We start from the raw sequence: 14,764 nt of genomic DNA on the forward strand, positions 1-14,764 counted from the left end.
TGATACGAGACGCAAGAGGGTAGGTTGCCGGGCTCGAACCCGCAACCGGGATGAATGAGGATCGGACACATCATGCTCGCGACCAGCCTCGCGGCCGTATTGGCCGTTCTCGCGCCGATTCCGCAGACCGCCGACCTGAACCGTCAGCCGACGCCCTACGTCACCGGACAGAGTGGCGACTATCAGGCGCGCATCCTCGGCGACGCCGACACCGCCCTGTTCCGCCAGGGTCTGGCCGCCGCCCGCGCCCGCGACGTCATCGGCACCCAGAACGCCATCTCCGGCATTGCCGACCCGACCGCCCGCAAGCTGGTCGAATGGGCCCTGGTCGACACCGCCGCCCCGCAACTGTCCTGGACCGAGCTGTCCAACGACGTTCAGTCGATGCGCGCCTGGCCCCGCGCCGAGGCCCGGATCGCTGCCGGCGAACAGGCGCTGGAACGCGCCGGCATGGGCGCCGACGCCGCCCTCGCCTTCTTCAGCGCGTCGCGTCCGACGACGGTGCAGGGCGCCATCGTCCTGGCCGATGCGCTGGACCAGCGCGGCCGGTCCGGCGAGGCCCGCCTGCTGATCCAGGAATGGTGGCAGACCCAGTCCTTCGACGAGGCGACCCAGAGCCGCATCCTGACGCGCTGGGGCAACACCCTCACCCAGCGCGATCATGACGCCCGACTGAACATGTTGCTGACCGGCCCGCATGGCCCGGCGACCCGCGCCATGCTCGATCTGGTCTCGCCGGAGCGCCGCGCCACCGCCAATGCCGCCATGACCCTGCGCAGCGCCTATGCGGCCGACGGCGTCGTCGCCAGCCTGTCGCCGTCGCAGGCCGTCGACCCTGCGGTCGTCCTGGAACGCGTCCGCATCCTGCGAGCCGCCAATCGCCAGACCGAAGGCTTCGCCCTTCTGTCCGCCCTGCCTGCCGCGCCCCTGCATGCCGACGGCCAGACCGCCCTGTGGAACGAGCGCCGCAACTATTTCCTCGACGCGCTGGAGCGCCGCGAGTGGCGCGCGGCCTATGACGCCATGGCCGGTCACGGCTTCCCGGCGGGCGAACGCAAGGTCGACGCCGAGTTCTTCGCCGGCTGGGTCGCCCTGACCAAGCTGGGCGATCCTGCCCGCGCCGCCGGTCACTTCGAGACCCTGCGCCAGTCGTCCTCCACCCCGATCACCCAGGGCCGCGCCCTCTACTGGCTGGGTCGCGCGGCGGAAGCCCAGGGCGACCAGGCCCGTGCGCAGGCCCTCTATCAGGGCGGTGCGCGTCACATTCAGACCTTCTACGGCCAGCTGGCGGCGGAGAAGGCGGGGATGACCACCCTGACCCTGCCCCCCGAGCCCGTCCCGACCCGGAACGACGTCGCATCCTTCGAAGCCAATGAGGTCGTTCGCGCCGCCCGCATCCTGGGCGAGACGGGCGAGACGAGCCTCTACCGCGTCTTCGCCTACCACCTGGACGACACCCTGCCGGGCATCAACGACTTGGCTCTCCTGATGGACATGACGCGCGGCTACGGCGACGGCTTCGGGGCCATGATGGTCGGTCGCGCGGCCAGCCAGCGCGGGTTCCTGCTGCCCGAGCGCCAGTACCCGATCCGCATCCCGCCCGAGGTTGCCGGCGCCGCCCCCCTGGCCTTCACCATGGCCATCACGCGTCAGGAATCCAGCTTCGACCCGCGCGCCCGATCGGGCGCCGACGCCCGCGGCATGATGCAGTTCCTGCCGTCCACCGCCTCTGGCGTCGCCCGTCGTCTGGGCATGTCCTGGTCGGCCGAGCGACTCTGGGACGCCGACTACAACATGACCCTGGGCAGCTATCATCTGGGCGAGCTGATGAGCCAGTTCCGGGGCTCGATGCTGCTCACCACCGTGGGCTACAACGCCGGGCCCGCACGGGCTCCGCAATGGGTGGCCCGTTGCGGCGATCCGCGTGGCGGCGTGGCGGCCGGCGGGGTCGATCCGGTCGACTTCATCGAGTGTGCGCCCTTCACCGAGACGCGTAATTATATGATGCGGGTGATGGAGAACATGGCGGTCTACAAGGCCCGTCTGAACGGGGGCTCGGCCCCGCTTACCACCTCGGAGGACATCGCGCGCGGCTCCGGCGGACCCCAGCCCTACCAGCCTTGATCGCCTGGAGCCTGAACGGTTAATACGGAAGCGCTTCGTGCTTCTGTCGAAAGCGTGAATCAGGCTCTCGCTGATATCCGGAGCAGGATCAGGGCTTGAGGAGCCCGGCGAACAGGGCGTCGAGCATGGTCCGGGTCAGCAGGCTCCGATCGACCCACTCGAAATAGGGTTTGGTGATCATCAGCGAGATGACCCCGTGCGACCCCGCCCACAGCGTCTGGGCCGAGGCGCGCGCATCGCCCCGCAGTCGACCGGCCGCAGCCGCCTCCTCCACGATGGACTCAAAGGCCCGGAACAGTTCGCCGCCCAGCATCTGGGCCGCGCTCTGGGCCCCGTCCCGCGCCTCGATCGGGCGGGTCAGATAGGTCAGGCGATAGGCGTTGGGGTTCTCGAATCCGAAATCGACATAGGCCTCCATCAGCTTGCGCAGGACGACCTCCGGCGGCCCTCCCTCGGCGATGACCGTCGCGTTCGCCGCCTGCAGCCGGGCGAAGGCCAGGCGGCAGATCTCGTGCAGGATCTCGCTCTTCTCGGAGAAGTGCATGTAGAGCGCCGTCGACGACAGGCCGACCTCGTCGGCGATCCGGCGGATGGTCGCGCCCTCGTATCCGACGTCGACGAAGATGCGTTCCGCCGCGGCGAGAATCTCAGCGCGGCGCGCGTGACCCTCGCCCTTCGGCTTGCGGGTCGAGCGGGACGAAGCGGTTGAGGGTATTATGGTTTCAGCCGACACGCTGAACTCCTTGAAGGAGAACCGGCGTACCAACAGGGCCCGCCTCGACCTTGCATAGCGCCATTGCCGCAGGCGCGCCAACGGCTTGCCGGATACACAACCCTAAGCTAGGTTAATAACCATGGCGGGCATCCGGGGCAGCACGCAAGGCGCGATCCGCGGGTATCCCCACCGCGCGGACATGCGGTCGTTCGGCCTCGGCCAGTCGATCATCGTCGTGATCAGCATCGGTGCCCTCGTATGGGGAACGGCGACGAACGGCCCCGTCACCGGCGCCTTCCTCATTCTGCTGGCCCAGGTCGTCTTCCTTGCCGCCGCTGCCTGGCGCGTCGTCCTGATTCTGGTGAGTCTCCGCCTCGCTCCCGATCCCGAACCGGCCGCCGATCTGCCTCGCTACACCATCCTCGCCGCCCTGCTCGACGAGGCGGAGATCCTGCCCCAGTTGGTCGAGCGCCTCGACGCGATCGACTATCCCCGCAAGCTGCTGGAAGGATTCCTGCTTCTGGAGGCCCACGACCACGCGACCCTTGCTGCCGCCGCCCAGTGCGCACTGCCGGCCTGGCTGAATGTGCTCGTCGTCCCGCCTGGCAGCCCGCGCACCAAGCCGGCCGCCCTGAACGCCGGGCTCGCGGTCGCGTCCGGCGCGCTCCTCACCGTCTATGACGCGGAGGACGATCCCGACCCGCGTCAGCTGCGCGAGGCCGCCGCCCGCTTCGCCGCCGATGCGAACGGCCCACTCGCCACCCTTCAGGCGCCCCTGCGGATCCGCGCGCAGGCCGGCTCCGAAGGCGGCTTCCTGGAGCGCCAGTTCGCGGTCGAATATGCCGCCCTGTTCGAGGTCACCCTGCCCGCCTTGGCGCGGCTCGGTTTGCCGTTCCCGCTAGGCGGGACCAGCAATCATTTCAGCGTCCCGGCCCTGCGCGCCGTTGGCGGATGGGACGCCCACAATGTGACCGAGGACGCCGATCTCGGCTTTCGGCTGTGGCGGAGCGGCTACCGCCTCGGCACCCTCCGGCGTCCCACCTATGAGACACCGCCCTGCGAAATGATCGACTGGCTGCCCCAGAGGACGCGCTGGCTCAAAGGCTTCATGCAGACCTGGGGTGTCCACACCCGGTCACCGGCCGGGCTGGGCTGGCGCGGTTGCCTCTCCCTGACGATGACCCTCGGGCTGTCGCTCCTGGCCGCCGTGGCTCACGCCCCGTCCCTGGCCTGGCTCATCGCCACGATCGCCATCTCGACGGTTGCAGGCCTGCCGCCGGAGGCGCCCCGGTTCGCCCTGGCGGTTCTGGTCGTCGGAATGGCCTCCGCCTGGCTGAACGGAAAGATCGGCACGCGACGGGCGGGCGTGCCCTACACTGCCGCCGACATGATCGTCGCCCCGGCCTACTGGTCGCTGCTGACGCTCGCCTTCGGCCACGCGGTCTGGCGTCTGGCGGCCCAACCCTTCGCCTGGGACAAGACCCGCCATCGATGCGATCCGGCCATAGAGATCGCCGCCCAGGCCGAGGTCGAAGCTGGACGCGAGGCCGCCTGACGGCCGGACCTTGATATTGATCAAGGTCCAATTTGAAGTTGAGAGCCTGATCCGACCGGAAAACCGCTTACGCTCTTCCGGATCAGGCTCTATGGCCATGCCGATGCCGCCCGTCCTGTCCTCTCTGCCCGAAACCCTCGTCACGCGCGGATGGTCGGACTACGCCCTGCTGGACAGCGGCGACGGCAGGAAGCTGGAACGCTACGGCCGGTACACCGTGGTCCGCCCCGAGCCTCAGTGCTTCTGGAAGCCGCGCGACCCGGGCGCCTTCGCGCGCGCCAACGCCGTCTTCGATCCTCAGCAGGAGGAAGAGGACGCCGGCCGCTGGCGCTTCGACGACCACGGCACGATCGACGCCTTTCCGCTGAGCTGGCGCGACGTCCGCTTCGTGGGCCGATTCACCCCCTTCCGGCACCTCGCGTTTTTCCCCGAGCAAGCGGCCAACTGGGAATGGCTGGAGGCGCGGATCCGCAACCTGCAGCGCCCGAAAGTTCTCAACCTCTTCGGCTACACTGGCGTCGCTTCCCTGGCGGCCGCTGCAGCCGGCGCCGAGGTGACCCATGTCGACGCTTCCAAGAAGTCCGTCGCTTGGGCGCGGGAGAACGCCGAACTGTCCGGCCTGTCCGACAGGCCGATCCGCTGGATCGTCGATGACGCCCGCAAATACGTTGCCCGCGAGGTTCGCCGGGGAGCCAGATACCAGGGCATCATCCTCGACCCTCCGAAATACGGACGCGGCCCCACGGGCGAGGTCTGGCGCCTATTCGAGGACATGCCGGGCCTGCTCGCCGACTGTGCCGCCCTGCTGGCCGACGACGCCGACTTCTTGGTGTTGAACGCCTACGCCGCCCGCATCTCGGGCCTGTCGCTGGCCCACCAGATGAAGGAGGCCACGGCTGATCGCGGCGGCCGGATCGACTGGGGCGAACTGGCGCTGTCCGAAGAGGGTCCCGACGCCCGCGCCATCGGCCTCAGCTTCTTCGCCCGATGGTCGGCGTCGTGAGCGAAGACCGCCTGATCACCTCTCTGACCAACGACACGGTCAAGGCCGTCCGCGCCCTGCACATGCGCAAGGAACGCGAGGCCACGGGCCTGTTCCTGGCCGAGGGTCTGAAGTTCATCGGCGAGGCCCTGGACCAGGGACGCGCGCCCCGGACCCTGCTTGTCGGCATGGAGGCGCGCCCGCACCCCCTGCTGGACCGCGCCCGCGCCGAGACCCTGAAGGCCGGCGGCGAGATCGTCGTCGTCACCCATCCGATCCTCGAGAAGATCAGCCGTCGCGAGAATCCGCAGACGGTGCTCGGCGTCTTCGAACAGGCCTACACGCCCCTGTCGGCCTTGAAGCCCGAGACCGCCCCCTGCTGGGTTGCCCTCGAGCAGGTCCGTGATCCCGGTAACCTCGGCACCATCATCCGAACCGCCGACGCGGCGGGGTGTGGCGGAGTCATCCTGATCGGCGACTGCGTCGATCCCTTCTCGGTCGAGGCCGTCCGCGCCACCATGGGCTCGGTCTTTGCCGTCGCCATCGCGCGGTGCACGGCCCAGGACTTCCTCGCCTGGCGGGAGGCCTGGCCCGGCAGCGTCGTCGGCACGCGTCTGGACGCCACCGTAGGCTATCGCGACGCCGCCTACGCCAGGCCCAGCCTGATCCTCATGGGCAACGAACAGGCCGGCCTGACGGACGCCCTCGCCGCCGCCTGCGATGTCAACGTCAAGATCCCGATGCGCGGCCGGGCGGACAGCCTGAACCTCGCTATCGCCACGGGCGTCATGGTCTATGCGGTGACCGACTAATCCTCGACCTTCAGCCGGGACATGCCGATGAGCGCCAGAATGGTGATCGTCGCCGTCGCCGCCAGATAGAGTCCCACAGCCGGCACCCCGAACGACCTGGCCAGCGAGGTTGCCGCATAAGGCGCCAATGACGCTCCCGCGATCCCCGCCAGATTGAACGCCATCGAGGCTCCGGTGTAGCGCACCGCCGCCCGGAACGGCCGCGCCATGGCGGAACTGAGCGGTCCGTAGGTGGCCCCCATCAGCGCGAACCCCAGCGAGAAGAAGATCAGCAGCCCGGTCAGCCCGCCGTTCAACAGTGGGGCGATGAGGAAGCCGAACAGGCCGATCCCGACCGAGGCCGCGATCAGCACCCTAACCTGTCCGAACCGGTCCGCCGCCAGCGCCGAGATCGGGATGAAGGCCGCAAAGAAGATCACCCCGACCAGCTGGATCGGCAGGATGTCGGCGCGCGTGAACCCCATGGCCGTCGTCGCCCAGCTCAGGGCGAAGACCGTCATCAGATAGAACAGCAGGAAGGTCGTCGTCGCGCCCAGGGTGCCGAGGATCAACGCGCCCTTGTATCGGGCCAGCAGGGTCAGGACCGGCGTCTTCACCCGTTCGGCCCGCTCGATGACCCGGCTGAACTCAGGCGTTTCGGTGATCCGCAACCGAACCCACAAACCGACAATGACCAGGATCGCGCTGGCCAGGAACGGCGTGCGCCATCCCCAAGACAGAAATGTTTGCTCGCTCATCAGCGAGGTCAGCAGGATGAAGGCGCCGGTCGACAGGATGAAGCCGATCGGCGCGCCCAGTTGGGGGAACATGCCGAACCAGGCCTTGCGTCCCGGCGGCGCGTTCTCGGTCGCCAGCAGCACCGCCCCGCCCCACTCGCCGCCCAGCCCCAGACCCTGACCGAACCGGCAAACGGCCAGCAGCAAGGGCGCGATCACGCCCACCTGCGCATAGGTGGGCAACAGGCCGATGGCGATGGTCGACAGTCCCATGGTCATCAGAGCCGCGACAAGGGTCGCCTTGCGCCCGATCCGGTCGCCGAAATGCCCGAACACCACGGCGCCGACGGGCCGCGCGAAGAAGGCCAGGGCGAAGGTCGCGAACGACTGCAGCTGGGCCGTCACCGGATCGCCACCCGGGAAGAACAGCGCCGGAAACACCAGCACCGCCGCCGTGGCGTAGATGTAGAAGTCGAAGAACTCGATCGTCGTGCCGATCAGGCTGGCGAACAGGACGCGGCGCGTCGAGGCCGGGCTGGGCGCGATCAGCAGTGCAGGTTCGGTCAACGGTAGTCCCCCAGGTCGTCGACCATCGTTGCGTCGGACACCCTCCTCGGGTCAAGCCGTTCAGGTCCCGCGCGGCTTCACCCTGTTGGTCGGCGGCGCCTCGGCCGGATTCTCGGGCCAGGGATGCCTCGGATAGCGACCACGCATCTCGGAACGCACGTCCTTCCATGAGCCACGCCAGAAGCCGGGCAAGTCCCTGGTCAGCTGGATCGGCCGCCGCGCCGGCGACAGCAGCGCCAGCGTCAGCGGGACGCGCCCCCCGCCCACGGCCGGATGGGTCGTCACCCCGAACAGCTCCTGCACCCGGATATCCACGCGCGGCCCGCCCTCGGCCCCGTAATCGATGCCCGCCGACCCGAGCGGCGTCGTCAGCCGTGCGGGCGCCAGCTCGTCCATCAGCCGCCGTCGATCCCACGGAATCATGGATTCGAGCCCCTGCGCCAGGGCCTCATCCCGGATCTGCGACAGGTCCTGAACGGTTTCCAGCAAAGACCACAGCCAGTCCGCGCGACGCTCCATCAGGGCCGCGTCCGACATGTCCGGCCAGTCCGCGTCCAGCCCATGCAGAAAGGCCAGCCGCGCCCGAACCGCGCTCGATCGCTCGCCCCACTTCAGGCCTCTCAACCCGTCCGTCCCGACCTCGTCATGAAGCGCCTTCGTGATCGCTGCCCGATCCGGCGCCCCGGTAATCTTCTCGTCGAACACGATCGCGCCCACCCGGCGGATGCGCCGCACGACCATCCGACCGGAAGGCTCGCGCACCAGCCGGTCCTCGGTCGTCAGCCGTGGCTCCAGCCCGGCCGGGTCCAGCGGCGCCGCCAGCCGGATGCGATCCTTCGCATCCCCGCCGCCGAGGTCGGCCACCGCCAGCCACGCCTCCCGCGCCAGCCCGTCCGTCGGATCGAGAAACGCCCCGCGCCCCGACGCCAGCAGCACCTCGCCCGGCCTGCCCCTTGCCCTGGCGACCCGTTCGGGGAAGGCCTCCGCCAGCAGTTCGCCGACCTCGACCTCTCCCCCGCCGCTGGAGCCGCCGCCCGCCGCCTTCGCCCAACGCTCGACCAGCTTCCTCGCATCCTGCGCCCGTGCCGACCGGTCGCGTTCGAACCCGCGCAGCCGGTGTCTCAGGTCGATGTCGTTTCCGCCCAGCCCCGGCTCGCTCAGCACCGCGGCAATCCGCGCGCCCAGCATTGCCGCGCCCGCATCGGCCGCCGCCGCAACCAGATGCGCCAGCCTCGGCGTCAGCGGCATCCGGGTCAGCCGCCGCCCGTGCTCCGTCAACCCGCCCTGCCCGTCCAGCGCCTTCAACCTCGTCAACACGGCGCGCGCCTCCGCCAACGCCCCCGCCGGCGGCGCATCGAGCAGCGCCAACCCCTCGGTCGTCCGCGCGCCCCACCGCGCCAGATCCAGCGCCAGACCGGTCAGATCCGCTTCAAGGATTTCAGGCCTCTGATGCGGAACCAGTCCCCGCGTCGCCTCCTCGTCCCAAAGTCGGTAACAGACGCCTGGTTCGGTCCGCCCCGCCCGACCCCGGCGCTGCTCCGCCGACGACCGGCTGACCCGCACCGTCGCCAGTCGAGTCAATCCGCTGGAGGGTTCGAATCGAGGCACGCGCGACAGGCCGCAATCGACGACCACCCGCACCCCCTGAATCGTCAGGCTGGTCTCCGCCACCGAGGTCGCCAGCACGATCTTTCTCCGCCCCGCTGGTGAAGGCTCGATGGCCCGATCCTGGGTTTCCTTGTCGAGCGCGCCATACAGCGCGACCACATCGACGCTCGAATCGCGCAGCCGTTCACCGATCCTCTGCGCCGTCCGGTGGATCTCCCCCTGCCCGGGCAGGAAGGCGAGGATCGACCCCGACTGGTCGCCCAGCGCCGTCAGACAGGCCCGCGCTACGGCGTCCTCGATCCGCTCGACCGGGTTGCGACCTGCGTAGATCGTCTCCACCGGAAACGCCCGCCCCTGCGCCTCGATCACCGGCGCCCCGTTCAGCAGCTTCGACACCACCGCGATATCCAGCGTCGCCGACATGACCACCAGCTTCAGGTCATCGCGCAGCACCGACTGGCTGTCCCGCGCCAGCGCCAGTCCCAGGTCGGCGTCGAGGCTGCGCTCGTGGAACTCGTCGAACAGGACGGCGCCGGCGCCCTCCAGCCCCGGATCGTCCAGAATCATGCGGGTGAAGACGCCCTCGGTGATCACCTCGATCCGCGTCTTCGGCCCGATCCGGCTCTGCAGCCGGGTGCGATAGCCCACAGTGTCGCCGGCCTTCTCGCCGAGGGTCTGGGCCATCCGCTCCGCCGCCGCCCGCGCCGCCAGCCGACGCGGCTCCAGCAGCAGGATCTTGCGGCCGCCCAGCCATTCGGCATCCAGCAGCGCCAGTGGCACGACCGTCGTCTTGCCGGCGCCCGGAGGGGCGGCGAGGACGACCGCCGAATTCGCGGCGACCGCGGCCTTCAGGTCATCGAGCACGGCGTGGATGGGCAGGATCATCCGGGGTGCACTAGCCCGACATGGGCGCCTCACCAAGGAATGTGCGTTCGGACGGCCACGCGCGGGGTCACGAAACCGTTGCAGGGCCTTCACGGATCGGAAACCGCGTTGCGCCTGCGGTGATCCGTCGCTAGCGTCCCGCGCTGGAAGGCGGCCCCGGGGAGGGTTCGCCGTGTTTTCGTATCGAGGGGGCGCGACGTATGTCCGCAGATGGCCTTAGGCCCAAGGGGAACCGACTGTTCCTCAGAAAATCCGTAGCGCAGATCCAGAAGGAAGCGGCCAAGAGCGAGCTCAAGCGCACGCTCGGCAAGTGGAATCTGATGAGTCTGGGCATCGGCGCCATCATCGGCGCCGGTATCTTCGTTCTGACCGGTCAGGTGGCCGCGGCCAACGCCGGTCCGGCCATCATGCTGTCCTTCGTCGTCGCCGGCATCGCCTGCGGCCTGGCCGGCCTCTGCTACGCCGAACTGGCCTCGACCATGCCGGTCTCCGGCTCCGCCTACACCTATGCCTACGGTACCCTGGGCGAGGTCTTCGCCTGGATCATGGGTTGGCTTCTGGTTCTGGAATACGGCGTCGCGGCCTCGACCGTGGCGGTCGGCTGGTCCGGCTACGTCGTCTCGATCCTGACCGATTTCGGCATCAGCCAGCAGATCTTCCCGACCATCGCCTACGCCGGCGGCGAGGGCCCTCAATGGGCGACGCCTCTGGTTCAACTGGTCCAGGAAGCAGGCGCCACATCCTTCCCGCTGACCGGCACGTTCAACCTGGTCGCCGCCATCGGTATCGCCGCCGTTTGCGGCCTGCTGGTGCTGGGTGTTTCGGAATCGGCCAATATCAACAACGTCATCGTGGTCATCAAGATCATCGTCCTGCTGACTTTCATCGCCGTCGGCATCGGCTATGTGAACCCCGACAACTGGGTGCCCTTCATCCCTGAACCGACCGGGGTCGCCGGCCAGTACGGCGTCGGCGGCATCTTCCGGGGCGCCGCGATCATCTTCTTCGCCTACGTTGGCTTCGAGGCCGTCTCGACCGCCGCGGCCGAGGCCAAGAACCCGTCCAAGGACGTGCCTTTCGGCATCCTCGGCGCCCTGTTCGTCTGTACCCTGATCTATATGGCCGTCGCCGCGGTCATGACCGGCGTGGTTCCGTATATGGAGCTGGCCAGCCCCGCGCCGGTGGCTGTCGCCATCGACCGCATGAGCCTGGAATGGGCCAACACGCCGATCATCCTGGCGAGCGGTCAGCCGCTGAACATCATCAGCTTCATGATCAAGATCGGCGCCATCACCGGCCTCAGCTCGGTCATGCTGGTGCTGTGCTACGGCCAGACGCGGATCTTCTACACCATGGCCCGTGACGGTCTGCTGCCGCGCGCCTTCGCCGTGATCCATCCGAAGTTCCGCACCCCCTGGATCGGCACCATCCTGCTGGGCGTGCTGATCGCCATCGCGGCGGCCTTCCTGCCCATCTCGATCCTGGGCGACCTGGTCTCGCTGGGTACGGCCACGGCCTTCTCGATCGTGTGCCTGAGCGTGATTTTCCTGCGCATCAAGCATCCGGACATGCCGCGTCCATTCAAGGTCCCGGGCGGCATCTTCACCGCCGTTCTGGGCATCCTGGCCTGCCTGTTCCTGGCCAGCCAGAACCTCATCCCGATGTTCCAGCACGCGGCGGAGGACAACCCCCTCCCGCTCATGCTGCTGGGCGGCTACGCCGCCGTAGGCGCGGTCATCTACGCCGCCTACGGCTTCTGGAACTCCAAATTGGCAAAGGGCATCGACATCACCGAGGAGACCACCATGTCCTCCCCGGCCGAAGCGATGGGCTCCGGCGTCGACAACCAGAAGGACTGAGTTCTCTCTGTCCAGACAAACGGAAGGCCCGGGAGCAATCCCGGGCCTTTTGTTTTTTCGGCTGCATACTGAATGCAGCCGGCTCAACCCCAACCGCGCACCCCGGCGACGGCCGGCAAGACTGGCGCTCTGAACTGCATGAGGCGGCTGACCCGTGCCGCCGGCGTCTGCGATCTGGACCCCGGCATTCGCCGGAGTGCACGGGGAATTGGGGAACCCGCGCTCAAGCAGCGAGGCTCCGCGAGCCAAGCGATTGCGCCCAAAATGCGCTCAAGCAGTGAGCCGCCGCGCGGCGAGCGATAGCGCCCTAAAAAATGGTGCGGATGAGAGGACTCGAACCTCCACATCTTGCGATGCCAGAACCTAAATCTGGTGCGTCTACCAGTTTCGCCACATCCGCGTGGCGGCGGGTTTAGGACCTGACGGCGCCTGCGACAACCGTCATGTCAGTTCAGTCTGGGCTAACTGATCCGCCATCCCCTAGGACGGCCCCCGCCCGATCCGGCCGGGCGCCGTGACTGCCCGGCGAGATCGATCATGACGCCCGGAGCGATCGCTGTCCTGTCCCTGAGCATGTCCACGGACGCCTTCGCAGCCGCCGTGGGGCGCGGCGCCTCGCATCGACCGTCATGGCGCTCGGCGGTCAAGGCGGGCGCCGTCTTTGGCGTGATCGAGGCCATCACGCCCCTGATCGGCTGGAGCCTCGGCCTGCTCGCCGCAGGATTCGTCGAGAGCGTCGATCACTGGATCGCCTTCGTCCTGCTGGCCGTCGTCGGCGGCAAGATGATCTGGGAGGCCTCCAGACCCTCCGAACCCGATGCAGCCCCGACGCGGTCCGGCCCATGGGCCCTGATCGCCACCGCCGTGGCCACCAGCATCGACGCAGCGGCGGTCGGCGTGGGCCTGGCCTTCCTCGGCGTGAATATCTGGGTCATCGCCCTCAGTGTCGGCCTGACGACCTTCGCCCTGACCACGGCGGGCATGTTGATCGGCCGGGCCGTCGGCGCCCGCTTCGGCAAGATCGCGGAAATGATCGGCGGCGTCGCCCTCATCGCCCTGGGGACGACGATCCTGCTCGAGCATCTCGGATTTCTCGCCGCCTGAGGCGACTGCGAAACGTCGCATTAACCTTGATCATCGACGGTCGGTTCAGTTCCCGTGAGCCCGAGTCGATGAACGCCAGCGATCGTCCGATCATCATCAAGAAGATCAAGAAGGTGGTCGGCGGCGGCCACCATGGCGGCGCCTGGAAGGTCGCCTACGCCGACTTCGTGACCGCGATGATGGCCTTCTTCCTGCTGATGTGGCTGATCAACACGACCGACCCGGAACAGAAGCGCGGCATCGCCGAATATTTCGCGCCCGCCAGCGTGTCCCAGACGACATCCGGATCCGGCGGCATCCTGGGCGGCACCTCTCTGGGCGAGGACGGCTCCAAGAGCTCGGGCTCCCAATCGGTCCTTGAACAACAGGCCCCCGAAGCGCCCCAGGACGCGCCCGAGGAGGCGGGGTCCAGCGCCAACCTCGGCGCCGCATCCGAAGAGGAACTGCGTCAGGAGATCGCCGCCCGCGAGGCCGCCGAGTTCGCCTCCGCCGCCGAATCCCTGCGCCAGGCCATGCAGCGCATGCCCGAACTGGCCGAGCTGTCGAAACAACTGATCATTGACCAGACGCCCGAAGGCCTGCGCATCCAGCTGGTCGATCAGGAAGGCCGCTCGATGTTCGAACAGAACTCGACCCGCCCGAACGCCCGCGCCCAGGTCCTGCTGCGGGCCATCGCCGGGGTCGTGAACCGGTTGCCGAATCGCATCTCTATCTCGGGCCACACCTCGGCGGTCGCCGACTCAGGCCGCGCCTCGACCGCCAGCGACTGGCCCCTGTCGGCCGGCCGCGCCGACGCCTCTCGCCAGATCCTCCAGGGCGCCGGGATCGACGCCGACCGGGTCTACTCGGTCGCAGGCAAGGCGGGTTCTGATCCTCTGTATCCGGACGATCCTTCCCTCGCCGGCAACCGCCGGATCGCCATCGTCCTGCTGCGAGAAGCGCCGGTCCTGCCCACGGACACCAGCCTGTGAGGGCCGCGCCGTTCGGTTACGGCGCGAACCGGCTTGCGGCGCAGCAGCGATTGGCGGCAAATCGTCCGATGAACACGGCCCTGCCCTACGCCGGACGACATCGGATGCGGAGCTGACGCCGTGACGCAGCATGTTCCGACACGTCAGCTTCGCTTCTTCATGACGGCGGTCGCGCCCTGCCCCTATCTGCCGGGCATGACCGAGCGGAAGGTGTTCGCCAACCTGCCTTTCTCGGACGGTGCCCACGTCAACGACGAGCTGACCCACGCAGGCTTCCGGCGCAGCCAGAACATCGCCTACCGCCCGGCCTGCGAAGGCTGCGACGCCTGTGTCTCCGTGCGGCTTCCGGCGCCAGAGTTTCAGTTCTCGCGCGGCCAGCGCAAGGTCTTCGCCCGCAACGACGACCTGTCGCGCGATCTCGTCGAGGCCGAGGCGACCCAAGAGCAGTTCGCCCTGCTGAAACGCTATCTCGCCCGGCGCCACCCGGGCGGCGGCATGACCGACATGACCTGGCCCGACTATATCGCCATGGTCGAGGACACGGCGGTCCGCACCCATCTGATCGAATACCGCCTGCCCCCGACCGACGAGGGTCCGGGCGATCTGGTCGCCGTGACCCTGGCCGACCTGCTCTCCGACGGCCTGTCGATGGTCTACAGCTTCTTCGATCCGGAGATGGTCAAGCGGTCGCTCGGCGTCTTCGCCATCCTCGAGCACGTGCGCCAGGCCCAGGCCGTGCGCCTGCCGTTTGTCTACCTCGGTTACTGGGTCGAGGGCTCGCCCAAGATGGACTACAAGGCCCGGTTCCGGCCAATGGAGGTCCTCAAGCCGCTCGGCTGGACGCGCGTCGACTAACCGTCTCCCTC

At 68.5% G+C, this 14,764-nt stretch carries 11 protein-coding genes and 1 tRNA gene; 8 read left to right on the forward strand and 4 right to left on the reverse strand.

Going from position 1 to position 14,764, the window contains the following annotated elements:
* Positions 1-72: 72 nt before the first annotated feature.
* Entirely contained in the window at positions 73-2,124 is a 2,052-nt protein-coding gene (locus ACP7A5_RS06115) for a transglycosylase SLT domain-containing protein (RefSeq protein ID WP_426041073.1), read from the forward strand.
* Positions 2,125-2,212: 88 nt separating this feature from the next.
* Here ACP7A5_RS06115 and ACP7A5_RS06120 read toward each other — a convergent pair whose 3' ends face one another.
* On the reverse strand, positions 2,213-2,857 hold the full coding sequence (locus ACP7A5_RS06120; RefSeq protein ID WP_426041074.1) for a TetR/AcrR family transcriptional regulator: 645 nt from the start codon (positions 2,855-2,857) through the stop codon (positions 2,213-2,215).
* Positions 2,858-2,978: 121 nt separating this feature from the next.
* Here ACP7A5_RS06120 and ACP7A5_RS06125 point away from each other — a divergent pair, with 121 nt between their 5' ends.
* The 3 genes from ACP7A5_RS06125 (at position 2,979) to ACP7A5_RS06135 (ending at position 6,188) form a co-directional block, all read left to right on the forward strand.
* Entirely contained in the window at positions 2,979-4,394 is a 1,416-nt protein-coding gene (locus tag ACP7A5_RS06125; protein ID WP_426041075.1) for a glycosyltransferase family 2 protein, read from the forward strand.
* Between the two features lie 103 nt (positions 4,395-4,497).
* Entirely contained in the window at positions 4,498-5,397 is a 900-nt protein-coding gene (locus ACP7A5_RS06130; RefSeq protein WP_426041102.1) for a class I SAM-dependent methyltransferase, read from the forward strand.
* On the forward strand, positions 5,394-6,188 hold the full coding sequence (locus ACP7A5_RS06135) for a TrmH family RNA methyltransferase (protein ID WP_426041076.1): 795 nt from the start codon (positions 5,394-5,396) through the stop codon (positions 6,186-6,188). Before ACP7A5_RS06130 ends, ACP7A5_RS06135 begins: the two co-directional genes overlap by 4 nt.
* On the opposite strand, the gene ACP7A5_RS06140 is transcribed toward ACP7A5_RS06135, so the two are convergent.
* Positions 6,185-7,471, reverse strand: a complete 1,287-nt coding sequence (locus ACP7A5_RS06140; protein ID WP_426041077.1) for an MFS transporter — start codon at positions 7,469-7,471, stop codon at positions 6,185-6,187. The genes ACP7A5_RS06135 and ACP7A5_RS06140 overlap by 4 nt on opposite strands.
* 60 nt (positions 7,472-7,531) lie before the next feature.
* The gene (gene hrpB / locus ACP7A5_RS06145; protein WP_426041078.1) at positions 7,532-9,964 is read right to left on the reverse strand and encodes an ATP-dependent helicase HrpB; all 2,433 of its coding nucleotides are present in this window, start codon (positions 9,962-9,964) and stop codon (positions 7,532-7,534) included.
* Positions 9,965-10,164: 200 nt separating this feature from the next.
* Here hrpB and ACP7A5_RS06150 point away from each other — a divergent pair, with 200 nt between their 5' ends.
* Positions 10,165-11,823, forward strand: a complete 1,659-nt coding sequence (locus ACP7A5_RS06150; protein ID WP_426041079.1) for an amino acid permease — start codon at positions 10,165-10,167, stop codon at positions 11,821-11,823.
* Positions 11,824-12,138: 315 nt separating this feature from the next.
* Here the strand turns inward: ACP7A5_RS06150 and ACP7A5_RS06155 are convergent.
* Positions 12,139-12,223: transfer RNA gene (locus ACP7A5_RS06155), tRNA-Leu, on the reverse strand.
* A 137-nt stretch (positions 12,224-12,360) separates the two neighbouring features.
* Between ACP7A5_RS06155 and ACP7A5_RS06160 the strand changes: the two genes are divergently transcribed.
* The 3 genes from ACP7A5_RS06160 to ACP7A5_RS06170 all read left to right on the forward strand — a co-directional run bounded on the left by ACP7A5_RS06160 (position 12,361) and on the right by ACP7A5_RS06170 (position 14,753).
* Complete coding sequence (locus ACP7A5_RS06160; RefSeq protein ID WP_426041080.1) at positions 12,361-12,927, forward strand: manganese efflux pump MntP family protein; 567 nt, start codon at positions 12,361-12,363, stop codon at positions 12,925-12,927.
* 68 nt (positions 12,928-12,995) lie between these two features.
* Positions 12,996-13,898, forward strand: a complete 903-nt coding sequence (locus ACP7A5_RS06165) for a flagellar motor protein MotB (RefSeq protein ID WP_426041081.1) — start codon at positions 12,996-12,998, stop codon at positions 13,896-13,898.
* Between the two features lie 120 nt (positions 13,899-14,018).
* Positions 14,019-14,753 (forward strand): arginyltransferase, encoded by a 735-nt coding sequence (locus ACP7A5_RS06170; RefSeq protein ID WP_426041082.1) that lies wholly within the window; start codon positions 14,019-14,021, stop codon positions 14,751-14,753.
* Positions 14,754-14,764: the final 11 nt, after the last annotated feature.

The sequence above is a fragment of the Brevundimonas sp. TWP2-3-4b1 genome (assembly GCF_049897665.1).
Lineage (GTDB): Bacteria > Pseudomonadota > Alphaproteobacteria > Caulobacterales > Caulobacteraceae > Brevundimonas > Brevundimonas subvibrioides_B.